Annotated in this window: 19 protein-coding genes and 1 riboswitch; of the genes, 5 read left to right on the forward strand and 14 right to left on the reverse strand. The window is 47.5% G+C overall.

Going from position 1 to position 24,824, the window contains the following annotated elements:
* Window positions 1-212: 212 nt before the first annotated feature.
* The 7 genes from B0182_RS03840 to thiM form a co-directional block, all read right to left on the reverse strand.
* Window positions 213-2,831, reverse strand: a complete 2,619-nt coding sequence (locus tag B0182_RS03840) for a LysM peptidoglycan-binding domain-containing protein (RefSeq protein WP_078273676.1) — start codon at window positions 2,829-2,831, stop codon at window positions 213-215.
* Between the two features lie 148 nt (window positions 2,832-2,979).
* The gene (locus B0182_RS03845) at window positions 2,980-3,555 is read right to left on the reverse strand and encodes a nuclear transport factor 2 family protein (RefSeq protein ID WP_112742497.1); all 576 of its coding nucleotides are present in this window, start codon (window positions 3,553-3,555) and stop codon (window positions 2,980-2,982) included.
* A 116-nt stretch (window positions 3,556-3,671) separates the two neighbouring features.
* On the reverse strand, window positions 3,672-4,907 hold the full coding sequence (locus tag B0182_RS03850) for an O-succinylhomoserine sulfhydrylase (RefSeq protein ID WP_078273677.1): 1,236 nt from the start codon (window positions 4,905-4,907) through the stop codon (window positions 3,672-3,674).
* 186 nt (window positions 4,908-5,093) lie between these two features.
* Window positions 5,094-6,305, reverse strand: a complete 1,212-nt coding sequence (gene pncB / locus B0182_RS03855) for a nicotinate phosphoribosyltransferase (protein WP_078273678.1) — start codon at window positions 6,303-6,305, stop codon at window positions 5,094-5,096.
* A 422-nt stretch (window positions 6,306-6,727) separates the two neighbouring features.
* Complete coding sequence (gene thiE, locus B0182_RS03860; RefSeq protein WP_078273679.1) at window positions 6,728-7,387, reverse strand: thiamine phosphate synthase; 660 nt, start codon at window positions 7,385-7,387, stop codon at window positions 6,728-6,730.
* Window positions 7,388-7,662: 275 nt separating this feature from the next.
* Complete coding sequence (thiD, locus tag B0182_RS03865; protein WP_078273680.1) at window positions 7,663-8,502, reverse strand: bifunctional hydroxymethylpyrimidine kinase/phosphomethylpyrimidine kinase; 840 nt, start codon at window positions 8,500-8,502, stop codon at window positions 7,663-7,665.
* A complete protein-coding gene (gene thiM, locus B0182_RS03870) occupies window positions 8,499-9,344 on the reverse strand; it encodes a hydroxyethylthiazole kinase (protein WP_078273681.1) in 846 nt (281 codons plus the stop codon). Before thiM ends, thiD begins: the two co-directional genes overlap by 4 nt.
* Before the next feature lie 63 nt (window positions 9,345-9,407).
* Window positions 9,408-9,498, reverse strand: a riboswitch (TPP riboswitch).
* Window positions 9,499-9,618: 120 nt separating this feature from the next.
* On the opposite strand from thiM, the gene lipB reads away from it, so the two are divergent.
* From lipB to B0182_RS03885, 3 genes are all read left to right on the forward strand, one after another.
* A complete protein-coding gene (gene lipB, locus B0182_RS03875; protein ID WP_078273682.1) occupies window positions 9,619-10,365 on the forward strand; it encodes a lipoyl(octanoyl) transferase LipB in 747 nt (248 codons plus the stop codon).
* A gap of 2 nt (window positions 10,366-10,367) precedes the next feature.
* Window positions 10,368-11,522: a hypothetical protein gene (locus tag B0182_RS03880; RefSeq protein ID WP_078273683.1), complete on the forward strand. Its 1,155-nt coding sequence runs from the start codon at window positions 10,368-10,370 to the stop codon at window positions 11,520-11,522.
* Between the two features lie 113 nt (window positions 11,523-11,635).
* The gene (locus B0182_RS03885) at window positions 11,636-12,169 is read left to right on the forward strand and encodes an inorganic diphosphatase (protein ID WP_078273684.1); all 534 of its coding nucleotides are present in this window, start codon (window positions 11,636-11,638) and stop codon (window positions 12,167-12,169) included.
* A gap of 103 nt (window positions 12,170-12,272) precedes the next feature.
* Here the strand turns inward: B0182_RS03885 and rluB are convergent, their stop codons facing one another.
* The 3 genes from rluB to B0182_RS03900 all read right to left on the reverse strand — a co-directional run bounded on the left by rluB (window position 12,273) and on the right by B0182_RS03900 (window position 16,024).
* Window positions 12,273-13,181 carry a 23S rRNA pseudouridine(2605) synthase RluB gene (gene rluB, locus B0182_RS03890; RefSeq protein WP_244893645.1) on the reverse strand — a complete coding sequence of 303 codons (909 nt, stop codon included), beginning with the start codon at window positions 13,179-13,181 and terminating at the stop codon, window positions 12,273-12,275.
* Between the two features lie 396 nt (window positions 13,182-13,577).
* Window positions 13,578-15,512 (reverse strand): molecular chaperone HtpG, encoded by a 1,935-nt coding sequence (htpG, locus tag B0182_RS03895; RefSeq protein WP_078273686.1) that lies wholly within the window; start codon window positions 15,510-15,512, stop codon window positions 13,578-13,580.
* A 266-nt stretch (window positions 15,513-15,778) separates the two neighbouring features.
* Window positions 15,779-16,024 (reverse strand): PspC domain-containing protein, encoded by a 246-nt coding sequence (locus B0182_RS03900; protein WP_078273687.1) that lies wholly within the window; start codon window positions 16,022-16,024, stop codon window positions 15,779-15,781.
* A gap of 168 nt (window positions 16,025-16,192) precedes the next feature.
* Between B0182_RS03900 and nadR the strand changes: the two genes are divergently transcribed.
* Complete coding sequence (gene nadR / locus B0182_RS03905) at window positions 16,193-17,215, forward strand: multifunctional transcriptional regulator/nicotinamide-nucleotide adenylyltransferase/ribosylnicotinamide kinase NadR (protein WP_078273688.1); 1,023 nt, start codon at window positions 16,193-16,195, stop codon at window positions 17,213-17,215.
* A 131-nt stretch (window positions 17,216-17,346) separates the two neighbouring features.
* On the opposite strand, the gene B0182_RS03910 is transcribed toward nadR, so the two are convergent.
* Complete coding sequence (locus B0182_RS03910; RefSeq protein WP_228157703.1) at window positions 17,347-18,504, reverse strand: D-alanyl-D-alanine carboxypeptidase family protein; 1,158 nt, start codon at window positions 18,502-18,504, stop codon at window positions 17,347-17,349.
* Window positions 18,505-18,633: 129 nt separating this feature from the next.
* Window positions 18,634-19,143, reverse strand: a complete 510-nt coding sequence (locus B0182_RS03915; protein WP_143821657.1) for an MCR_0457 family protein — start codon at window positions 19,141-19,143, stop codon at window positions 18,634-18,636.
* Between the two features lie 269 nt (window positions 19,144-19,412).
* Here B0182_RS03915 and ruvB point away from each other — a divergent pair, with 269 nt between their 5' ends.
* Window positions 19,413-20,396, forward strand: a complete 984-nt coding sequence (gene ruvB / locus B0182_RS03920; RefSeq protein WP_078273690.1) for a Holliday junction branch migration DNA helicase RuvB — start codon at window positions 19,413-19,415, stop codon at window positions 20,394-20,396.
* 81 nt (window positions 20,397-20,477) lie between these two features.
* Here ruvB and B0182_RS03925 read toward each other — a convergent pair whose 3' ends face one another.
* Together B0182_RS03925 and B0182_RS03930 are read right to left on the reverse strand one after the other, a co-directional pair.
* A complete protein-coding gene (locus B0182_RS03925; RefSeq protein ID WP_112742504.1) occupies window positions 20,478-23,525 on the reverse strand; it encodes an efflux RND transporter permease subunit in 3,048 nt (1,015 codons plus the stop codon).
* Window positions 23,522-24,685: an efflux RND transporter periplasmic adaptor subunit gene (locus B0182_RS03930; protein WP_078273691.1), complete on the reverse strand. Its 1,164-nt coding sequence runs from the start codon at window positions 24,683-24,685 to the stop codon at window positions 23,522-23,524. The genes B0182_RS03925 and B0182_RS03930 overlap by 4 nt, the downstream gene beginning before the upstream one ends.
* Between the last annotated feature and the right edge of the window lie 139 nt (window positions 24,686-24,824).

The raw sequence follows: 24,824 nt of genomic DNA on the forward strand, positions 1-24,824 counted from the left end.
TTTTGGATTACTACCTATTTTTAAAATTAAGTTAAAATCTTAAGATTTATCAGATTAAGTGGTCGAATGTTTTTCTTCGTCAAAAACTTGTGATTTCTCTCATTTTTCATTGCAAATACAAAAGGCAAGCACACCCTAATTTTGTTAGCTGCAACTCCTTTGGCAACATAAAACCCCATCTTAATTTTAAGATGGGGTTTTGTTTGGACTGATTATTTATTTGGCACTGTCAAGGTTTGATTGATTTTTAGCTGTGCGTCAGTGCCTAGACCGTTCATCTTGGCAAGCTCTGCCACACTGATGCCAAATTTTTTCGCCACAGAGTTAAGACTGTCGCCCGACTTGACTTTATAAGTATCAGTCAATTTTGGCACTTTAATGGTCTGCCCCCGTTGTAGCTGAGCATTGGCAGGCAGTTTATTGGTCGCTGCCAAATCCCGTGCTGACACACCATATCTACTGGCAAGGGCATTTAAACTCTCGCCTGCTTTTACCGTATAATTTTCGGTAGATTTGATGACGTTGCCACGAGCGGTGTTGTCGGAGTTGTCATTGCGACTGGCTTTATCATCATTCTTAGTTGTCTGACGAGCAACCTTTACTGTACCTGCCGCAGGGATTGTGATAGTTCTGCCACGAATGAGCCCTGCTGTTCTTGATAAGTTATTGGCAGTGGCAAGCTCAACAACGCTAATGCCGTATTTATTTGCCACCGATGTTAGGCTGTCGCCTGATTGGACGGTGTATTTCACCGATTGGTTGTTTAGCTTGCGTTCCACTTGGGCATTGGTGGCAGGTACTTTTATCGTCTGCCCTGCGATAAGTGGCGAGTTGGCATTAAAGCTGTTTAACGCAGCGATGTCGGCATTACTCACGCCCAGTTTTTTGGCGATGGCAGTCAGTGTATCGCCCGACTGGACTTTATAAGTACTGGTATTGGCACTGTTTGATGAACTGGTGTTGCCACTTGATGAGCTTGTACTACCGCTTGATTTGACTGGCGTACCTGATACTTTTAGCTTTTGATTAATCAAAATTCCATCGGTGACTGATAAGCCATTGAGTACTGCTAAGTCCTGCACGCTCATGTTGTATTTTCTTGCCACAGAAGTAAGGCTCTCACCTGACTGGACGGTGTGCGTACTGGTTTTCACTGTCGGCTTGGCAGTATCTTTGGCAACCGTGCTGACTTTACCAGGGATAAGCCATAGGCGTTGTCCTGTCTTCACTTGCGTGTTCGCAGGAATGCCATTATAGCTTGCCAACTGGCTGACACTTAGCCCGTGAGCTACCGCAATGCCTGTCAATGTATCACCTGCCACGACTTTATAACGCTCCGCCTTGGCGGTTATGGTAGGAGCTGTTGAGACAGGTGGGATATATGTGTTATTTGATGGTGCTACCGCAGGTGTGCCTGCACCTGCTGGAGCGTTATAGCTTAGGCTTTTTGTCTCGCCACGAGCTTCTAATACAGATTGCTGGGTTTGGATGGCATTTAGTTCGATGTTACCATCACGGGCAATCGGCTGAATGTTCTCTGTGCTATTGGCTTGAATCTGAGCGGCAATAAAGTCACGCTCTTCTTGGGTAAGTGATGGCTCTTGGATGATGCTGTTATTCACAGTCACGCCTGCACCCGTGGCTGGTAGGGCATTGGCAGAAGCCAACTCTTGACGTGAGCTAGGATTCTGCACACCCATATTCGGCTGTACGTAGCTACTTGCCACGTAGGTGGAAGCACCATAGCCCATGCCTTGCAAGGCTTTTAGCTTTGTATCGGCACTGCTTGGCACGCTATTAGGGATAATCACACGTCCCGGCCCACTGGCATCCACGCTATAATTAATAAGCGATGGGTTAAGCAGTCTTAACTCATCCACTGGTACGCCTGTCACATTTGACACATCATACAGGCTGACACCGAAGTTGGCAGGCACAGCTCTAAAATGGCTGTGGTTGGCGATGGCAGGCAGGTACACGCCATAGCTTTGGGGATTTTTAACAATTTGAGCAACCGCCATAAAGCGTGGCACGTAGTTCATCGTCTCAGTGGGTAGGCGTAGCGACCAATAATCGGTTGGCAGACCTGCATTGCGGTTAGCATCAATGGCTCTTTGAATACGCCCTGGTCCTGCATTATAAGCCCCCAAAGCAAGCTCCCACGAACCGAACTGGTTATACAAACTGGTCAAAAAGTCATACGCCGCTCGGGTCGATTCGATGATGTCACGACGACCATCATAAGTGGTGCTTTGGTTGAGACCATAAATACGCCCAGTACTAGGGATAAACTGCCACAAACCTGCTGCTGCCGCATTGGATGTTGCTGATGGGTCGTAGGAGCTTTCAATGATGGGCAGTAGGGCAAGTTCGGTTGGAATGCCACGACGCTCCGCTTCGGTTACGGTATGATGTAAGTAACGGGATGTACGGGCGGTTAGGCGATTGATGTAGTCTTGACGGCTATAAAACCATGATTTTTGGGCTTCAATGCGTCCATTATTTATCTCGCTCATGCGATAGCCACGACGCACTCTGTCCCACAGATCGCCATAACGCTGCACGGTCAAGGCATCGCCTTCTACCATGGTCATGTCCGTGGCTTGAAGTAGGTCTTCTAACTCATCTAAGGTTGCTTGGTCAAGCACACCTGTATAGACATCGGCAGGGGCATTTGGCGTGCTTGGCGTGCTGACAATGGGTGCATTACCTGTGTTTACGTTGGTGTTATTGGTACTGGCACAAGCAAACAATAATGTTGATGAGACAGCGATGGTCAAGGGTTTAAGACCTGCCATGCCTGCTTTAGAGCCTATGTTAAAAAACGCCATGATAAAATCCTATTAATGATGTGAAATATGCCCGTATTATAATATATCAAGCCCCATCAATCAAACCCAAATATGTTAATGAAAAGGCATGGCATTGCCACATCTCTTTTTTATTTTCAAAAACATGTCATTTTAAAAACCATATAATCTACTCCACAGTAACTTGCGACACCGCTCTAAGTAGCATGGCATTACCGCCGATATAGGACAAAGTTGCCTTAGAATGCGTTCTAAATGTCGTGCGACGACCATCTTTTGTCCAGCTTTCTGTGGTGATGACATTGGCTCGGGCTTGATTGCCCGTGACGACTACATCTGTCGCATTAATACTATAACGATAATCGCTCGCCCCTGCCCATGACTTTTGGAGTAGTTGTAAATATCCATTTTTATCAAGGGTGGTGGTATTGCCTTTGCGGGTCAAGCTGATGACGGCATTATCATCGATAAGCCGTGAGACCATGCCGATATTTTGGGCATTGGCGGCGGTATTTAGACTATTGGCAAAACTTTGTACTGCCGATTCGCTCATGGCGTATGCAGGGGCAGTCATGACCGCTGTCCCCACCAACAGTGCCGAACCAATAACAGGAAGCCATCCACGGCTACGGCGAGCATGACTGATGGGCGTGGTGGTATCGCTCTGCGATTTGCCCTGCCCTTTTTTGTGCCATAGGGTCATCATCAGCCCACCGACAGCAACCACTTTAAGAATTTTTTTCATAAATTAACTTTAAAAAATAAATTTAGCATAAGATAACAGCCCTGCCCTAAGCAAACATGGCTAGTTTGTAATATTTTGTTGCAATTTTGGCAAAAGGCGTGGCTGACCCATGTTTTTTATAACTCATCAAGACCACGCTTTAAATCATTGATGATGTCATTGACATTTTCAAGTCCGACCGATAAGCGAATGAGACCGTCATTCACGCCTGCTTCTACTCGTTGCTCGGGGGTCATGCGAAAATGGGTGGTGCTGGCAGGGTGGGTAATGGTGGATTTGGCATCACCTAAGTTGTTGGTAATGCTGATGACTTGTGTACTGTCAATGACATGCCACGCCTTGTCCTTGTCCGCCACTTCAAAGCCGATAATCGCCCCAAATGCTCCGCCTTGTACGTCTAGGTGCGTGTACTGGGATTTGGCAAGCTCGTGGCTTGGGTGCGTGGGCAATCCTGAAAAATGCACTTTTTGGACATTGGGGTGGCTTGATAAAAATTCGGCAACCCGATTGGCATTGTCGCAATGGGCTTTCATGCGGATTGATAGGGTTTCAAGCCCCTTTAACAGCACCCACGCATTAAAGGGCGACAGGCTAATGCCCCCTGTGCGAATGACAGTAAAGGCTTTTTCCATAAGCTCGTTTGAGCCAACAAGCGCCCCGCCAAGCACACGCCCTTGCCCGTCAATATACTTGGACGCCGAATGAATCACCACGTCCGCCCCAAGCTCCAACGGCTTTTGAATGACAGGGGTGGCAAAGCAGTTATCCACGATAAGCATCGCCCCATTATCATGGGCAAGATTTGCCAAAAATCGCAAATCGGCAATTTGAGCCAGCGGATTGGACGGACTTTCGCAGTACAGAATTTTGGTGTTGTCCTGAATGGCGTTTTGCCATGCGTCATTATCAAAGCAGTCCACATAGCTCACCTCCACACCAAATGAGCGAAAGTAGGTATCAAACAGTGCAACCGATGAACCAAATAACTGCTTAGCACAAAGTAGGTGGTCGCCTGCTTTTAGGTACGCCAAACACATGGTCAAAATCGCCCCCATCCCACTTGCGGTAGCGACACAGCGTTCGCCCCCTTCTAGCAGGGCAAGCCGTCTTTCAAAGGCTCGCACGGTGGGGTTGGTGTGGCGTGAATAGACATTGCCTTTTTTTGTGCCGTCAAAATGGTCGGCGGCGTCTTTGGCGGACTTGTAAACATAACTACTGGTGGTAAAAATCGCCTCGCCATGCTCGCCCTCGTCCGTGCGATGATAACCGCCACGGATTGCCAAGGTCTCTTCAAAAAATCCCAAAGTCGGGTCTAGGGCATCGGATTGCCAGTTGGGGTCTAGGGTGGTCATGATTTTCCTGTTAAGTTTAATGCTAAAATGATTGGTGTGCCATACACACCCATTGATAGTGCGTTAGTATAGCATAATCCTGCAAACTTGGGGCGGTGGCGTGATAAAAAGGAAATGGCAAACATCAACCCCAACCATTTACGATTTATATTTTAAAAACAAAAGGGGCATAACACCCCTTTTTTATCACTCTTTTACCTCAAACACCTGCTTTAAATATGCCAGATACGTATCATCATCAATCATCGTCTTACCAGGGCTATCGGAGAGTTTGGCGACAGGTTGCCCGTTGCATTCCACAAGTTTTAGCACGATATTAAGCTGGGTGAGTCCCATGTCGTTGGTGAGATTGGTGCCGATACCAAAGCCTGTTTTGATACGGGTTTTAAAATATTCATGCAAATCCCACGCCTTTTGGAGTGTCAAGCCGTCGCTAAACGTCAGGCTTTTGGTTTTGGGGTCAATGCGTAGCTTCTCATAATGGGCAATCGCCTTGTCGCCCCACTCGTACGGATCGCCTGAATCGTGGCGAAGTCCGTCAAAGAGCTTAGCAAAATACAAATCAAAATCTCTTAAAAATGCGTCCATGCCCACAACGTCCGTCAAGGCAATGCCCAAATCACCCCGATATTCACGCACCCACGCCTCCAACGCCGCCTTTTGGCTGTCTCTTAGGCGTACATCTAGAGCTTGAAAGGCTTGCATAAACTCATGAGCCATTGTGCCGATTGGGGTCAGACCCAGCTCTTTGGCAAGATAGACGTTGCTCGTCCCCCGAAAAATACTGGGCGATGCCTTGGCAAGCGTCCGCACCACATGATAATGCCAGTCTCGGCTATAACGGCGACGTGTGCCAAAATCCGCCACGGCAAAGGCGGGATTGTGCACGTCTGAGCGTTCTAGCATTTCATAATGTTTTAAAATTTGCACCTTTTCATCAAGGCGTTTTTGCCCGTCTGTTAAGGCGTTGGGGTCGGCTAGGCGTTCGTAATAGAGCTGATTGACAATGGATAACACAAAAATTTCAAAAAACATCGCCTGAATCATCGCCCCTTCAATCTCAATATTTAGGCGGTTTTCATCGTCCGTCCAGACCTTGATAAATCGGCGTTTTAAGGCAAATAATTCTAAATAATCCACAAAATCAGGCTTAATAAACCGCAAATGTCTCAGATAATCCAGCTCATCTTGCTTAAATTTTAGGGTACAAAGCAGGTCAAGCTGATGCTCCAAATCATCCTTAATCTCGCCCAAGGGGAACGCCAATTTGTCGTTGTTGCGACAGCGAAAGCGGTACACGCCATGCGTTTGGGGGAATTGATGAAGCATGGCTTGGAGCATGGTAAATTTGTATAAGTCATTATCCAGTAATGACGTGATGATTGGCGTGTGGGTCATGAGTTTTCCAAAAAGAAGTTTGGGGTATGATAGCAAATTTTTGAGGGAATGGGGGAAATTGGCGGGATTTATTTTGTTATACAATTGATTTTGGTGATTTTAATTAACCATATTTTTGGATTAATTTGTAGGAGTAAATTACATTTGCCCTGTGAAATATTGTCGTTTTGGGCGAATGTAATTCACCCCTACGATTTAAAATATTAAATAAATCAATAAGTTGAATGGTAAGGTGCGTACCACGCACCTTTTAAATAGAAGCTCTTATTGGTGCGTAATACGCACCTTACTGTCATCGGTGTATTTTGAAGTTAAATGATTATAAAATCGCAAACAATCAATAAGTTAATTTCAAGTTAAGATTGATATTTTGTCATAAAGCAATACGCCCCAATTTGCAATGACAAACGCCATACGATTGATCACACCCCCTTTAACGTCCCTACCACCGCCCCCATATCGTCCGCACGGGCAATCACCGACACACACGCCACACCGTCCGCCCCATTGGCACGCGCAGGGCTTGCGTTGGTCGTGTCAATCCCACCAATGGCGACAAGTGGACGATTGCCAATCATCGCTCGCACCTGCCCCACCATATCCACGCCCACCGCACGCCCAGCGTCCGCCTTTGAGCATGTGTCAAACACCGCCCCAATCGCCAAATAATCCGCCAAATCATACCCCACGCTGACCCTTATCTCATCAAGCGAGCTGTGCGACAAACCCACAAACGCACGTCCACGGCAGAGCCTTGCCACGTCAAAAATATCCATGTCCGTCTGCCCCACATGAACGCCGTCCGCCCCAATGTCAAGGCACAGATGAACGTCATTGTTAATCACAAACGGCACGCCATATTGACGGCATAACGCTTGGCAATCTTGTGCAAGCTGTTTAATCTCATCAGGGCAAGTTAGGGCGTTGTCGCCTTTTTCACGAAATTGATAGCAAGTAATTCCTGCATCAAGAGCGGATTTTAGCACCGCAAGCAATCGCTGTTGGGGTGTGGGTTCGTCTCGGTGCGTGCAGTCTTGTGTGCCTGCGACAAAATAGACGGATAGGATTGATTTATCAAACATGAGGGGGTCTTTTTTTGGGGGTTAATGTGATGATTGTAAGTGTGTAATATGCACTTTTTTATACTGAAATTACCACAAATTCAATGATGTATCGGTGTAGGGGCATGCTGAGCACGCCCTGTAAAATCTTTGTATCGTCAAGGGCGTGTGCAACACGCCCCTACAACCCAAAAATAATTATCAGATAATCAATAAGTTATCATTTTAAATTGAAATAAATGATTATCGGTGTATGGTACGCACCTTGCGATTTTAAAATTTACCAATCATTTTATCTATACCCCGCCTTCCCAAAATGCCCAATGATTGACCGCCCCATGTCCGTGTCCGATGTTGGGGGCGGTGCTAATTGCCTGACTGATTAAGCGTTTGGCGGTATGAATCGCATCTGCCACGCTCGCCCCCTTGGCAAGCTCTGCCGTGATACACGCCGAGAACGTACACCCTGTGCCGTGCGTGTTTTTGCTGTTGGTGCGCACGCTTTGTACTTGCCAAATGTCGCCCGTCTCATCAAGCACATAATCTATGCATATGGTACTTTGGAAGTTTTGGCTGTGTCCGCCCTTGATGATGACTGTCTTTGCCCCCATGCCTTGTAAGGCGTACAGGGCTTGCCTTATATCATCATCACACGCTATCGTCATGCCTGTTAGCACTTCGGCTTCTGGTAGGTTGGGCGTGATGATGTCGGTTAGGGGAATAAGCCGTTTTAGACTGTCCGTTGCGTTGTCATCAAGCAAGGCGTGTCCGCCTTTGGCAATCATCACAGGGTCAAGCACCACTTGCCTAAACGGACGATTTTGTAGAAACCGCCCCACCGTATCAATGATGTCGGACGTGCCAAGCATACCGATTTTGCACGCCCCAATCTCAAAATCGTCCCGAATGGCGACAAGCTGGGCTCTAATATGGTCGGTCGGCAGATGATGAATGCCCCATACGCCTTGGGTGTTTTGAGCGGTTGTGGCGGTCAGTACACTTGTACCAAATACACACCTTATGGCAAAGGTCTTTAAATCCGCCTGCATGCCTGCCCCACCGCCAGAGTCCGACCCTGCAATACTAAGAGCTTGGGCGGGGCGATTGGTGCGTGGGTGGGTGTGGACATATCTCATGCCTTTTCTCCCACAAATTTGATACGATTTGCAATCTCATCGGGGCTAATACCGCCTAATTTGTCCAAGAATTGATACATAAACATACCGCTTTGGCTTGACAATAAGCCTTCACAGGCAAGCTCGCCTGCAATGGCAAACGTGGCACAGGCATTGACCGCCCCCACCAAATACCGCTCACGGCCTGCCACCGCCAAAAACGCCCCAACCACGGCACTTAGCAGACACCCTGTGGCGGTAACTTTGGGGAGTAGTGGCGTACCATTGGCAAGGGCGACCACCTGCGTGCCGTCTGAGATGTAGTCGATCTCGCCTGTCAAAATGGCAATGGTGCGATATTTGCTCGCAACCGCTTGGCAAATACTCGCCAAATCCGCATCGCCACGCCCAGCATCCACACCTTTGGCTTGCCAGTTCGCCCCTGCCAAAAACGCAAGCTCGCCTGCGTTGCCACGAATGGCATCAAATTGCACGACTTGGCTAATCTGACAAATGGTAGATTGGCGTAAAGTGCTTGCCGACACCGCCACAGGATCTAGCACCACAGGAATGCCATGGGCGTTGGCGGTTTGCCCTGCAATAATCATGGCGGACGTTTTGGGGTCGGACGGCGTACCGATATTTAGCACAACGGCACTGCTGATTTTGGCAAGCTCCGCCATCTCCAAAGGCGACTCTGCCATCATGGGGGATGCACCAACAGCAAGCAGTCCATTGGCAGTAAAATTGGCGGAGACCAGATTTGTAATGTTGTGAATTAGGGGGTTTTGCTTGCGGACTTCGTCGATTAAGTCTAGGGGAATTTGGTCTGGGAAGAGTGGATTTTTGGTAACTTTGGTCATGGGTTTTTCCTTTTTAAGATTAAAAAAGCACAGTCAAAACCCACACCAAAAAAGTGTGTTGCTCGTCAATTTTTATCAATTTCCTACGCCAGTTTTAACTGTATCAGGTTCACGGGTATCATCTCAGCCATAAATAGCACCCCGATTGATAAGCAAGATTATAACAAAAGGGTAAAGGGTGTGCAAGCAGTTAAAAATGGTTAAAATGGTTAAAATGGTTTTTATTTTTAACAAAATGGCGTAAAATAGTCCTTATTTTGACCATTTAAAAGCCATGACCCTAAACCTACCCCACCTAGACCTTACCCCCTTACAATGGGACAACTTACACACCACCACCCACCCCCATGCCGAATATAACGCCACGCATGATGATATGCTTGCTCGCATTTTGTCTCGCATTGACGACAAAAAGGCTGACAAAGCCTGCCCTGATGAGCTGTGGATTGTGGAACACCAAGACGTCTATACGCTAGGACAAGCGGGCAAAGAAGAACATATTCTCTACAAAACCGACACCCCAATCATCAAAACCGACAGGGGCGGACAGGTAACGTGGCATGGCGTGGGGCAACTTGTGGTGTACTGGCTGTGGGATTTGCACCGACTTGGCATGGGCGTGCGAGACCTAGTCAGCCACGCCGAGCAAGCCATAGAAGACGTGGTTGGCGAATACCTACCGCCCGATTTGACCGCTAAGGCTCGCCGTGATGCCCCTGGGGTGTATATTTATAACACAAATGGCGATATGCTTGGCAAAATTGCAAGTCTAGGCTTTAAAATCAAACAAGGGCATAGTTATCACGGCATTGCCATTAACCTTGTCAATGATTTGACCGCCTTTAACGCCATTAACCCTTGTGGCTATGCAGGCATGGCAATGGTGAAATTGTCGCAATTTGGCAAATTTGATGAGAGCCAAACACACGAATTTATTCATAAATTTATCAGTAATATTCAAAAAAGACACAGCGGACAAATCGCCCTAAGACCCATAAATGAGCCAATACCGAGCAAATAAACATGAAATACCCATTAACAATTATCACAATCACCCTATTGTCCTTGACCGCTTGCGACAACAAACCCAACAGCCCACCTACCCCAAACACCAAGCCACACCAAGCCGAACAGACCTTTGTGGACGCCACCCCTACATCGCCCACGCCAGTCGCCCAAAGCACCAACCCCCAAGCGATTGATTGCCAAGCCATTACCAACACACTAAATGCCATTGACATCAATAGTCAAATAGATGACTTTGATCAGGCAGATAAACTATTAAATCACTGCCTACCGACTGCCGACAACACCACCCAAATCAAGTGGGCGATACAGTATCAGCTTGCTTATCAGCGTTTTTTATCCTTTTGGCAAGGCGATACATTTTTGCTTGATGATACAGAATTTGACCAGTTAAATCAGGTCATGTACGACATTCATTATAACAAAAAGTACAACGAATCCGACATCGCCACACTACACCCAAAAGCCCAATATTTCATCAAGCAAGTCAAACAAAATAAGCTAAAAATAGCAGACTACTGCGAAGGGGAATTTGACTTTGTCAATGATTATCAAGCATTTGCCAAGCTGTTTACGCCCCATTTGCCAAAAGACCAAGCAGTCATGATTGAGCGACTTGCCAGCGACAACCAAGAGCCACTATGGTGCGATGCAGGTCTTAGCATTTCATTAGATGAGCTTATCGAGCGGGCGTTATTTTGGCAAGATTATCAAAAGATGTATCCGCAGAGTGTATTTATTGATGATGCCAAACGGTTATCGTTATTTTATGAATATTTGTTATTTTTTGGCTCAGACAATACACGTTGGCTAAACGATGATAAAACCAAATTTATCACCTACATCAATGAAAATGATGAGACATTCACAGACGAAGCAAGCTTTGTCAAACTTGGCAAACATGACAGCGAACTTGGCAAAAAAGCCCAAGCCTTTCTGGCATTTATCGCCACACCAACAGATGAGCGAGACGATAAATATCCCATAAATCCTGCCAATCTTGACAAACGCCACCTTGATGACCCAAGTCAAATTGAAGATTGGGAGCGGGCAACCTTACAACTCATGACCGCCTTAGACAAAACAAAAGTGGACACTCCAAGCTGTATCAGTACCCCCATTTGCCTGCCTGATACATCAGATAAGCCTTGATAATATGCCATTATCCACAAGCAATATGCAAAAACATCATAAATTGATGATTGCACTTGGGCGGATTTAATATTACAATGGCACACCTTTTTTAATCCCCATCGGAGAATTTTATGGTAGATTTTAACAAAATCCTAGATGCAGGCGACGTGGACGCAGGCGAGATTAATGTGGTCGTGGAAATCCCTACTGGCTCAAACCACAAAATCGAATGGAACCGCAAATTGGCGTGCTTTGAGCTTGACCGTGTTGAGCCTACCACCTTTGCCAAACCTTGCAACTATGGCTTTATTCCCCAAACGCTAGACGAAGACGGCGATGAGCTAGACGCACTTATCCTAACCGAACAGCCATTGACCACGGGTATTTTCCTAAAAGCCAAAGTGATTGGCGTGATGAAATTCGTCGATGACGGCGAAGTGGATGACAAAGTCATCGTCGTGCCTGCCGATGACCGCAATAACGGCAACGCCTACAACAGCCTTGATGATTTGCCACCACAGCTTCTCAAACAGCTAGAATTTCACTTCAATCACTACAAGGATTTGAAAAAAGCTGGCACCACCAAAGTAGAAGGCTTTTTTGATGTCGCCACCGCCAAAGAAGTGATTAAAGAAAGCCAAAAACGCTGGGTAGAAGAAGCGTGATTTTAGCGACTTGCAGATGATAACCTTGTAAATTATCGCTCATAAAAACCGCCCGAATACCATAAAAAGTATTCGGGCGGTTCGGCGATAAAGGCATAATAATTTACACTTTATAAAACTTCGCCTTGCCAAACGCAGGGGCTTGCCCTCCTTTACGTTCGCTTCTGCCTTGTCTGTCATCGGCTCTTTTTCGCTCGCTTTTGCCTTTTTGGGTGCGTTTTTGGCGAACTTCACGAGCAGGCAAGGGTTTTTTATGGATGCGGGCTTGTTTTTCTTTGGCAGATGTGTTTAGTCCCGTACCTTGGCGAGAACGCAGACCTACCGATGAGACAAGGGCATCAATGGCTTTGGCATCAAGCTCAATAAACCGCCCTGTTTTTAGCTCTTTGGGCAATATCATGGTGCTATAACGGGTGCGAATCAGGCGTGAGACTTTAAGCTCTTGGGACTCAAACATACGGCGAACTTCACGCTTGCGACCTTCTTTGATGGTGACGTGATACCATTTATTCACGCCCATGCCACCGCCTTCTTTGATGTCATCAAAGCGTGCCATGCCGTCTTCCAACTCAACGCCACGGGTCAGATTTTGGGCAATCTCTGGGGTAACTTCGCCAAGCACACGTACGGCGTATTCACGCACCACTTCGCTAGATGGGTGCATGAGACGATGAGCCAGCTCGCCATCATTGGTAAACAGTAGCAGACCTGATGAGTTAATATCTAGCCTGCCGACCATCACCCATCTGTCGCCTGTCAGCTTGGGCAGACGGTCAAACACCGTGGGGCGACCCTCGGGGTCGGACATGGAGCAAATCTCGCCTTCGGGCTTATAGTAGGCGATGACACGGCGACGTTTCTCACGTTCGGCTTTAAGACGTACCAGTCGCCCGTCGATACGAATCTCATCACTCACTCTGGCTCTATCACCCAGCGTTGCAGTTTTGCCGTTGATGGAGATTCGTCCTGTTTTGATGATTTCTTCTAACTGACGACGTGAACCCAAGCCCATGCGTGCTAGGAGTTTTTGCAGTTTTTCACCTTGGGGTTTGGCGGTATCTGTATGGGTGTCTGCGGATAATTCGGTGGTGTGGAGGGTATTCATGATGTGTTCCTGTATGGGGAGTTTAACATTTCACAATGTTATTAATATGTTAGGGCGCACCTGCCCTTACAACACTTTTAAAATTTAGAAATATTGTAAAGATAAAATGATGTTTTTGCATGAAAATGGCTAAATCTTGTTTTTCATTGCAAATACCAAAGGCAGGCACGCCCTAAGCAACAACTTGCTTAAAAAGATGAACAGTCATTATACCATAGTTTTGCCATATAAAGGTATTTACTTTGTACCCACAAAAATACCCCGTCAAAAAACAGGGTATTTTATAAAAAAGTATTAAAGCGATTACTTCAAAAGCAATTTGTTAATCCGCTTTAAATACCCCGCAGGGTCATCAGGCTGTCCGCCATCTGCTATCAAGGCTTGGTCAAAGATAACTTCGGCTAGGTCATCAAAATCGCCACTGCTCTCTAAACGTGCAATCAGCGGGTGCGTGGGGTTAATTTCCAGAGTTGGCTTGACGTCAGGCACAGGCTGTCCCATGGCTTTTAGCATTTGAGCCATTTGTGGGGTCAGCTCGCCATCGCCCACGACAAGGCAGGCAGGAGAATCCACCAAACGACTCGTTACTCGCACGTCTTTGGCTCGTCCGCCAAGCACCCCTTTTAGGCGTTCTACTACAGGTTTGAAGGCTTCTTCTTGTTTTTTGACTTCTTCTTTTTCAGCGTCATCGGTCAAATCGCCCAAATCCACCGCCCCTTTGGCGATATTTTGTAGGGGCGTGCCGTCAAATTCGGTCAAGAAGTTCATCGCCCATTCGTCCACTTTTGAAGTCATCAAGATAACTTCAATGCCTTTTTTATTAAACAGCTCTAACTGTGGGCTGTTTTTGGCAGAGACTAGGTTTTCGGCTGTCAGATAATAAATTGCCTTTTGACCGTCTTTCATGCGTGCCTTGTAGTCAGCAAAGCCAGTCTCAACGCTGTCATTTGTGCTTGTGGCATAGCGGAGCAGTTTGGCGATACGCTCTTGGTTGGCTTTATCTTCGCCCAAGCCTTCTTTGATGACATCGCCAAACTCTTTGTAAAAGTCGGCAAATTTGGCTTGTTTGGCTTCATCTTCGCTATTAGCTAGGCTTGCCAACAGGGTCAGCACACGGCGGGCGTTGCCTTCACGAATAGATTTGACATCACGAGACTCTTGCAAAATCTCACGGCTGACATTGAGCGGTAAATCAGCACTGTCAATCACACCCTTGACAAAACGCAGGTACATGGGGAGAAGCTGTTCGGCATCGTCTATGATAAACACACGCTTGACATAGAGTTTTAGCCCACGTTGCTGTTCACGGGCGTATAGGTCAAATGGGGCTTTTTTGGGGATATATAGGAGCTGAGTGTACTGCACACGCCCTTCCACTCGGTTGTGCGTCCAAGTCAGTGGCTCATCAAAATCATAGCTTACGGTTTTATAAAACTCGCTGTACTCATCATCGCCAATCTCGCTTGGCGTGCGTGTCCATAGGGCGGACGCTTTGTTAATGGTTTCCCATTCGTCCGTCAAAATCATCTCGCCATTTGGCACAGGGGCGTTCTCGTCCTGCTCGGCATCTTCTTGCCACACTTCTTTACGCATTTGAATGGGCAGACTGATGTGGTCAGAATATTTGCTTACGAGCGACTTGATTTTGTAGCGGTCAAGGTAGCTGTATTCGCCGTCTTCACGCTCCACAAATTCATCTTTTAGGTGCAAAGTAATGGAAGTGCCACGGGTAGGCTTGTCAATGGTTTCGGTCGTAAATGAACCTGTACCGTCCGATACCCAGCGTACACCTTGACTACTTGGCTCGCCAGCTTTACGAGTTTCTACCGTGATTTTGTCCGCCACGATAAAGCCTGAGTAAAAGCCCACGCCAAACTGTCCGATAAGGTTGCCGTCTTTTTTGTCAGCGTCTGAGAGTTTATCCAAAAAGGCTTTGGTGCCTGATTTGGCAATCGTGCCTAAGTTGTCAATCACGTCCGCTTCGTTCATGCCAATGCCATTATCACTGATGGTCAAAGTCTTGGCATCTTTGTCAATCTCAATTTTAATGGCAAGTTCGCCGTCATTTTCATAAAGACTGTCATCACTGGTTGCCAAAAAGCGTAATTTGTCGCAAGCGTCAGAGGCGTTAGACACCAGCTCACGGACAAAAATATCAGGATTTGAGTACAAAGAATGGGTAACAAGGTGCAGAAGCTGATTAACTTCGGTTTCAAAGGTATGGTTTTTGATGGTCATAAAAATATCCTGTCAAGGGCGTGCCAAATCTTGGTTTTTGTTGCAAAAAATGAGAAAAATCGCAAGTTTTTCTAGGAAAAGCCCGCAGTTGATATAATCATATCAACAATGGATTTGACTTCGAGCCACAAGATTTAGCCATTTTTTGCACAAAAATACACGCAAAATCTTAAAACTGGACGCACCAGAACAAATGTAATCAAGGTTTGGCACGCCCTCATTAACAGGATAAAAATAGGGATAGGGGGCGGATTTTTCAAGGGGATTTATCGCACCTGCTGATAATCAGCCTCTGGCACATACGAACTTGCCGTCGCCTTTGGCATGACTATCCACAGGATAAAGTAGATAAGCACCCCTGGCACGGCAGCACTGGCGACCGAGATGACGACAAACAGAAGTCGCACCATCGTGGGCGACCAACCCAAGTACTCTGCGATACCGCCCATCACGCCTGCTATCATGCGGTGATGACGTGAACGATGTAATTTATATAATTTTGCTTGTGCCATGATAAAACCTTATTTGTTACTTTTATTTACTATTACCTTCACAAATTTGCGTATAATATAAATAAAATTGGTTGAAAAGAATGTTTAAGATAACAGCCAACACCATGATTTTCAAGCAATTTTACTCAATCTTACGATTTTCACTTAACATTACAAAAAGGTGACATAATGAACACAGGCATTCTCATCGGACATTTTGAGCCTTTGCATTTGGGGCATTTGGCAGACATCAATCACGCCTCAGGGCAAGTGGATGCCTTGCACATCGTGGTATTGCCCAAAGATGGTGGCAGTCCCTTTAAGCCCACTTTGCAAGACAAAGCCCGAGCCGTGCAAGTAGCGTGTGAGTTTTTTGGGTTTATTAAAGTGCATACGGCTGATGGTTTAAATTTGACTGATTTAAATAGGCAAACTTGGGCTTATGATGAGCCAAACTCTGATACATCGCTGATTGATGTGATTATTACCGCCTTACAAACCAATGACACACCCACGCTATTTATCAAATCATTTGCCAAAAATAATCTTTTAAATAACCAAACCTATCAAACCGCCCTATTACCCGATAATCATTATAATAGCACCGCCATTTATCAAAATCCCATTGCCCATTTTCACGCCATTGCCCCGTCCGCCAAACAAAACTACACTAAAACCGTCTGTATCGTGGGCGGTGAAAGCTCGGGCAAAACCACGCTTGTGCATAAACTTGCCAATCATTATGGGGCAAATTTTGTCTTAGAAATGGGGCGACTCTACACACACAGCGATTTGGGCGGCACAGAGGTTGGATTACAGTACAGCGATTATCCTGTTATCGCCAATCAGCATTATTTGGCAATTCAAAACGCCCTAAAAAACGCGATTAGCCCCATTACCATTATTGATACCGATTTTATTACCACACAAGCCTTTTGTGAAACGTATGAAAATCGCACTCATCCTTTATTAACGGCATTTTGTGAAAATGTCAAAATGGATTATACCATTATGCTTGACAATAATGTCAAATGGGTCGCAGACGGAATGCGGTCATTAGGCTCGGATGATGAACGCAGTGCTTTTTCAAAGACGCTCATGAGATTATTTGACAAACATCAAATTACCCCACATATTATTAACAATAAAGACTATCACGACAGATATTTATCGGCGGTAGCATTTATTGATACTGTTATTTTTAAAAAATGATTTAAAATACCATCATCTTGACAATTTAAGTCCAAAAAAATCGGGGACATGCCCCGATTTATAATAACAAATGGTTTTTTAAATGGTGTTTTAAGATGATTTTTGCAAACCTTTAAAGCAGTTTTAAAATTTTAAAACAACCCTTTTATCCAATCCACCAAACTCTCCCACATACGACTGACAAAGCCCGCCTGCTCCACGTCATCACCTGCGGTGATGGGCGTACTGGCAACGGTCTTGCCATCCATGACTGCCATCATCTGACCAAGCTCTTGCCCTTTTTTGATGGGGGCGGTAATGCTGTCATTGAGCTTGATGGCTGTGGTGAAATTGCCCGTTTGGTTTTTGGTGGTGAGTACTTTTAGGTCGCTTAGCGTGCTGGCAGTTACCGTATCTGCCTTTCCAAACTTCACAGGTATCGCCCCTGCGTCTGTGCCTTGGGGGGCAACCATCACATTGGTAAAATGCCCAAAGCCGAAGTCCAGTAGTTCACGAGCTTGGTCGGCACGGGCTTGCATGCTCTTTGCCCCAAGCACGATGGCAATCAGACGCATGTTATCTTTGTGACTTGACGCCGCCAATGAATAGCCCGACTCGGCGGTGTGTCCTGTTTTTAGACCATCGACGGTGGCGTCCGTGAACAATAAGGCGTTACGGTTGCCTTGTTTGATGTTGTTATAGGTAAATTCTTTTTCGCTATAAATGGGGTAGTACTGTGCTGAGTTCTTGATGACCGTGCGTGCCAATACTGCCAAATCCTGAGCCGATGAGCGATGTCCTTCGGCAGGCATGCCTGTGGCGTTGGCAAAGTGAGTATTGGTCATGCCCAGCTTGGCGGCTTCATCATTCATAATCACCGCAAAGGCAGATTCTGACCCTGAGATATGCTCCGCCACGGCAATAGACGCATCATTACCCGACTGTATGATGATACCCCGTAGCATGTCAATGGCGGTAGCACTCTCACCCAGTGGCACATACATGCATGACTGACTGCTTGATCCACGGCACCATGCCTTCTCGCTGACCTTGATGGGCGTGGTCTCAGACAGCTCGCCTGAGAGCAGTTTTTGCTCTAAGATATAACCGGTCATCATCTTGGTCAATGACGCTGGGGGCAGTGGTTCGTTGGCGTTATTTTGGGCAAGTATTGTGCCTGTGTCATAATCCATGAGTACATAGGCAGCATTGTCTTGCTTGGGGGGATTAATGCCGTTATTGGCAAGGGCGGTGACAGAGACTGTCAAAAATGCCAAGACTAGGGAAGTTTTCTTAAAAAAAGTCATCATACCGCAAATTCACTCAAATTTATGCATAAAAAGTGCTAACTATACCAAACTTTACTAAAAATATAAAATTGTTTTTGCTGTTTTTGTCGTTTTGACAAAATTCCTTTTGGTCATCCAGTCCAAACTGCTTTAAAATGCTCGGCTCACATTAGCAAAATCGGCACATAATTCTCGGTTTTCGTTTTGGGGGAAACTTTTTGTCCATGAACGCACGCTTTGGAGTACCGCTCGGTAATCTCGCTGTGTAGACAGATAATCCAATATCTCTTCGGGGTCGTCAGCACTGGGAATGAATGCCCGAAGCTGATTGTTATAGGCTTCATAAAACTGGCTCTTTTGTCGTCCGATTAACATCTGTGGGCATATCTCTGCCATGACTTGCACCAATGCCAGCTCGTATTTGGTTACCCGAATGTCTGCCACGTCATTGGCACTGATGGTGTAGGCTTTGGCGGTTTTGGTGCTTTTGGCATGGGTCTGCATGGGCAGGCTTACGGTAACACAAGTTACCAAAATAATGATAAAAGTTTTTAATAACTTAGCGACATCTGCCACATCAACGCCATGGCAACGCACCATCAGCTCACGGCGGACAGTGCCAACAGCGGACTTGGCAAGACTTTTGGGGGATACTGACATAAGCATGGGCGATAACCGACTTATTGACCAAATTAACGGCACTATCATACCCATAAATCTTTAAAACAATATCTCAAATTTGACCAAAAATGTAGAATAATTGTGTTTAAAAATCAAGTTTAGCAATGATACAGCAACAGTTGTGTTTCATTGCTAAACTTGATTTGGCATGGGATTCTACCTGTACTTTTTGAAAAATTAATTCATAAAATCATCACATTGCCTGCATTTTTCTTTATAATAGTCCTTTTTAATTTAATAACATCATCATGAATCATAACCGCCTAATCGACCCCAACACCAAAAAAGACGACAATCTCGACCGTGCCATTCGCCCCACTACCCTATCTGACTACATCGGACAACCCAAAGTGCGTGAGCAGATGGAAGTGTTTATCACTGCCGCCAGACAACGGAGCGAAGCGTTAGATCACACGCTCATTTTTGGCCCCCCTGGACTCGGCAAGACCACCCTTGCCAACATCATCGCCCGTGAGATGGGCGGAAATCTACGCTCCACCAGTGGCCCTGTGTTAGAGAGGGCGGGTGATTTGGCTGCCATGCTCACCAACTTAGAAGAAGGGGACGTGCTGTTTATCGATGAAATTCACCGCCTATCGCCTGTCATCGAGGAGATACTCTACCCTGCGATGGAGGATTTTCAGCTTGACATCATGATCGGCGAAGGCCCTGCCGCCCGCTCCATCAAACTTGACCTACCCCCTTTTACGCTCGTGGCAGCGACCACTCGGGCAGGGCTTTTGACATCGCCCTTACGTGATAGATTTGGCATTGTCCAACGCCTTGAATTTTATGATGTGGCGGATTTGACGACCATTGTGAGACGTTCGGCACGCCTACTGGGGATTGACATGGAGGAGATGGGGGCGGTCGAGGTCGCCAGACGCTCTCGTGGTACGCCCCGTATCGCCAACCGTCTGTTACGGCGTGTGCGTGATTATGCTGAGGTCAAGGGCAATGGCGTGGTAACAGGGCAGATGGCAAGCCTTGCCCTAGACATGCTTTCGGTGGATAAACAAGGGCTTGACCACTTAGATAGGCGTTATCTGTCCATGCTAAAAGAGCGTTTTGATGGGCGACCTGCGGGCGTGGAGGCGATTGCGGCGGCGATGGCGGAGGATAGAGGGACGCTTGAAGACGTGATAGAACCATATCTTATTCAGCAAGGTTATATTCAGCGAACACCAAAGGGGCGGATACTATTGGATAAGGGCATGATGGTGGAATATTAGACGGAAATCATTTGGGAAATCCAACCCCAAAAACAAAACCACGCCCTTTGACGTGGTTTTGACCCATTAAACCGTCTTAGATTAAGTCGTCTTAGACTTTTTAAACCACCGTCCCACATCGTCCATCAGTGTATAAACCACCGGTATCACCACAAGGCTCAAAAACGTGGACGTGATAAGACCGCCCAGCACCGCCACCGCCATCGGACGGCGAAAGGTCGAATCCACCCCACCCCAGCCGAACACTAGTGGCAACATACCTGCCCCCATCGCAATGGTTGTCATGATGATAGGGCGAGCCCGCTTACGGCACGCATCTAGTATCGCATCTAGGCGAGATTTGCCCTGTTGCTCGGCAATGATGGCATAATCCACGAGCAGGATAGAGTTCTTGGTGGCGATACCCATGAGCATAATAAAGCCAATCATGGACGAAATGGACAGGCTAGACCCTGTTACCACCAAACCAATCAACGCCCCACCGATAGATAACGGCAACGCCATGAGAATAGTAAAGGGCTGTAACACCTTGTGAAACAGTAGCACCAACACGCCAAAAATACAAAATATCCCCACACCCATCGCAATGACAAAGCCTGTAAACAGCTGCGCCATACTATCGGCTTGCCCCTCGTCCATCGCACTCACACCATCAGGCAGGTTGGTTAGGCTTGGCAAGTCCCTAACGGCACTGACCACCTCGCCTAACTCCTGCTCGGACTGTACCGTGATTTTGATACTGCGTTCACGATTGAGACGGCGAATCTCCGCCTCGCCTGTGGTAAAGTCAATATCCGCCACTTCCGAGAGCTTGACCGCATTGCCCGTACTGCTTGGCACATACAGGCTAGACAACGCCACAGGGTCGGCACGCACGCTGTCAGGCAGTCGCACTACAATGGGGATTTGGCGTGTGTCAAGGCTCAGCTTAGAGAGTGCCTGCTCATAGTCGCCCTGTGTGGCGATACGCAAGGTATCAGCAAGCGACTGCGTGGTAACGCCCTTATCCGCCATACGCATGGGGTCAGGGATAACGGCAAGCTCAGGCTTAGGCAACGGCTTATTACTGCTCACCGATGAGACGCTCGGCAGTCCACGAATCTCCGCCATGACCTTATCCACCATCTCTTCTAGCAGTCTGGGGTTATCCGAACGTAGCGAGAACCCATAGCCCGTATCGCCCCCTGCCGACATACCCACCGTAAAGCGAGCAGACGGCACGCCTTTGATGACGTCTGATATGGCGTGTTCTATCTCTGCCTTTGTGGGACGCTTGCCACGTGGGGCAAGCACGACATTGAGTGTAGCGTTATTTTCCGCCCCTGCAGACGCATTGCGACTGTCCGCCCCACCGCCTGTCGTCCCCACCGACACGAATACCGACTGCACGCCATCAATGTGGCGGATACGCTCGGCAGTCATGTCTGCGATGACGGTCGTGTCTTTTAGCACCGCATCAGGGGTTAGCTCTAAGGTGAGCTGGGTCTGGTCGCTGTCATCTGCTGGCACGAACTCACCCGAGAGTAGCCTTGCCATCGCCAACGAACCGATGAACAGCACAATGGTCGCCCCAAGCGTGATAAAGCGGTGCTTTAATGTCCATGACACCAGTTTGAGATAGGCGGTCATGGTTTTGCTTGTCGTTTCGGTTTTAGGCTGTTCAGGTTTTAGGATGTATGCCGCCATCATGGGCGTAACCAGACGTGCCACCAATAACGAGATAAACACCGAAATCGCTGCCGTCCACCCAAACTGCTTAAAAAACTGCCCCACCACCCCACTCATAAAGGCGGTCGGCAAAAACACGGCAATGAGCGTAAACGTGGTCGCCACCACCGCAAGCCCAATCTCATCTGCCGCCTCCATCGCCGCCTCGTATGGGGTCTTACCCATGTGTAGGTGTCGCATGATGTTTTCCACTTCAACAATGGCATCATCAACCAACACACCGATGACGAGCGACAAGGCAAGTAGTGAGATGATATTTAAACTAAAATCAAACACATACATCGCCAAAAAGGTCGGTATGATAGACAACGGCAGTGCCGCTGCTGCCACCAAAGTCGCTCGCCAGTTTCGCAAAAACAGCCACACCACGACCACCGCCAAGATACAGCCCTCGATGAGCATTTTCATGCTGGCATTATAATCTTCAAACACGGGCTGGGCGTTGTCATAGATTTTTTGGACACGGATATGCGGCATCTCTTGGGCAAATTTGGCAAGCTCATCATCAATGCCCTTTACCATATCCACTTCACTTGCCCCACGTGAGCGAGTAAAATTGACCGCGACCACCGTCTGTCCGTCCAGCTTTGCCACGCTACTTCGGTCGGCATGAGCGTCATCAATACTGGCAAGCTGACCTAATGGCACGCCCCCTGCTGGGGTAACAACTTGGATATGAGCCAGCTCCTCGACACTGCGTGCCGCCCCTAGCACTCGAATGGTCTGCATACCGCCACCGATTTTGGCGGTGCCACCTGTGGCATCTGTCTGTGAAGCACTGATTTGGTTGGACAAATTACCAATGGGTAGCCCCCACCCATTTAGCTTTGCCACATCAGGAGCAACGATGATTTGGCGTTCGATACCGCCCACACGACTCATCGTCCCCACGCCTGCGACATTGGACAGACGTTTGTTTAATGTATCATCAACAAACCACGACAGCTCCGCCTCGCTCATGTTATCAGACGCCACCGAATAGCCTGCCACAGGAAAGCCTGCGGTGGAGACCTTGGTAATAATCGGCTCTTCGGCAGCAGCCGGCAAATCACTGCTAATCTCATCTAGTGCCGAACGCACGTCATCAACCGCCTCTGATAGGTCTTTTTCTAGGGCAAATTCGGTATGTACCGTTGCCACGCCTGTCTGCAAGGTTGAGCGAATATGCTTGACCCCTGATATGGACGTGATTTTGTTTTCTATTTTTTTGGCGACGTCTGTTTCTAGCTGGGCAGGACTTGCCCCCGAATACACCACCGTAACGATGACGGCAGGCACATCAATGTCGGGGAACTGCTGAATTTTCATGTTGTTAAAAGCAAGCAATCCACCGAGTGTAAATAAGGTAAATAACAAAATCGCCACCAAGGGATTTTTGATAGAATAGGCTGAAAAATTCATGGTTGCCCTGCCTTATCCCCTGCCATGTCTTGGGTCATGACGATATTTACCAAGTCATTTTCATTTAAAAAACTCACCCCATTTGCCACAATGAGCGTATCAGACGGTAAATCGGTCGCCACTTTATCCTGCTCACGAGCCAAAACGGTGATTTTTTGGCGTCGGGTTTGGTAAATGTCCGTCTGGTCAGTTTTGGCAAGTTGCCACACATAGTCATAGCCGTCCGTACTCATGACTGCCGAGCTGGGTATGGCGTGATGACTTTGACTGCCTAGCACGAACTGTCCACGCTGATATGTCCCTGCTCTTAGGGCGAAGTGGGCGGGCATGGCGACATGCACGACTATCTCACGCCCTGCATTGGCGGTTGGCGACAGATGAGTAACCGTCCCTGCCACGCTCTCATCGCCCACCATAACCTGTGCCTGCTGTCCGACATGGATACGCTCGGCATCGGCAGGCGAGAGTGTCGCTTGCCATTCGAGCCGTCCGCCTTTGATGATACTAAATAATGGCGTGCCACTGACCAGTACGCCCACCTGTGCGTTTTTGGCACTGATAATCCCTGCCACAGGGGCAATGATTTGGGTGTTATTTAGGTTGCTTTTGGCGGTGCTAAGGCGTGCCAAACTCGCCTTTTCGGTCGCTTGGGCTTGTTTTAGGGCGGTGCGATAGCTATCCACTTGCTGACGGCTGACCGCATCAATGGCAAGTAGTGGCTCCACGCGTGCCAAATCCGCCTGTGCCTGCTCACGGCTCGCCCTTGCCTGCTCATAATCCGCCTGTGCCTGCACCGCATTCTCACTCATGGTGTCTTTATCTAGCACGGCAAGCACCTGCCCTGCCTTGACATAATCACCCACTTCAACGAGTACCTGCTCAATGGTCGCCCCTGTGATTTTGGCACTGACTTCGGCAGTCTCTTTGGCACTCATCACGCCACTGGCGGACAAGCTATCTGATACAAGCATGGGGCTTGGTGTGGTCGCCTGTACGGTCATGGCTATTTTGGTGTTATCGGGTGCGTCAATGGACGTGGCACGTTCGGTCTCTGACGGCTTGGCGGTCAGTCGCCCTATTAGCACACCAAACACCACAAGGGCAATGGCACACATCGCCCACAATAAGGCATTTTTGGGATTAAAAGTCGGCTTGTTCATGGTGATTTTATGAGTGATAAAAACAGCATTGTAGCAAGGTCGGGGGGATTGTCAAGGGTATTTGTGCTACTTCACGTCCGTGTTTTTATCAGCTCCCTTAGCCTATCTTTCTGCCCTATCAGCTCCATTTTTTGATTAT

It is taken from the genome of Moraxella bovis, from assembly GCF_002014975.1.
Lineage (GTDB): Bacteria > Pseudomonadota > Gammaproteobacteria > Pseudomonadales > Moraxellaceae > Moraxella > Moraxella bovis.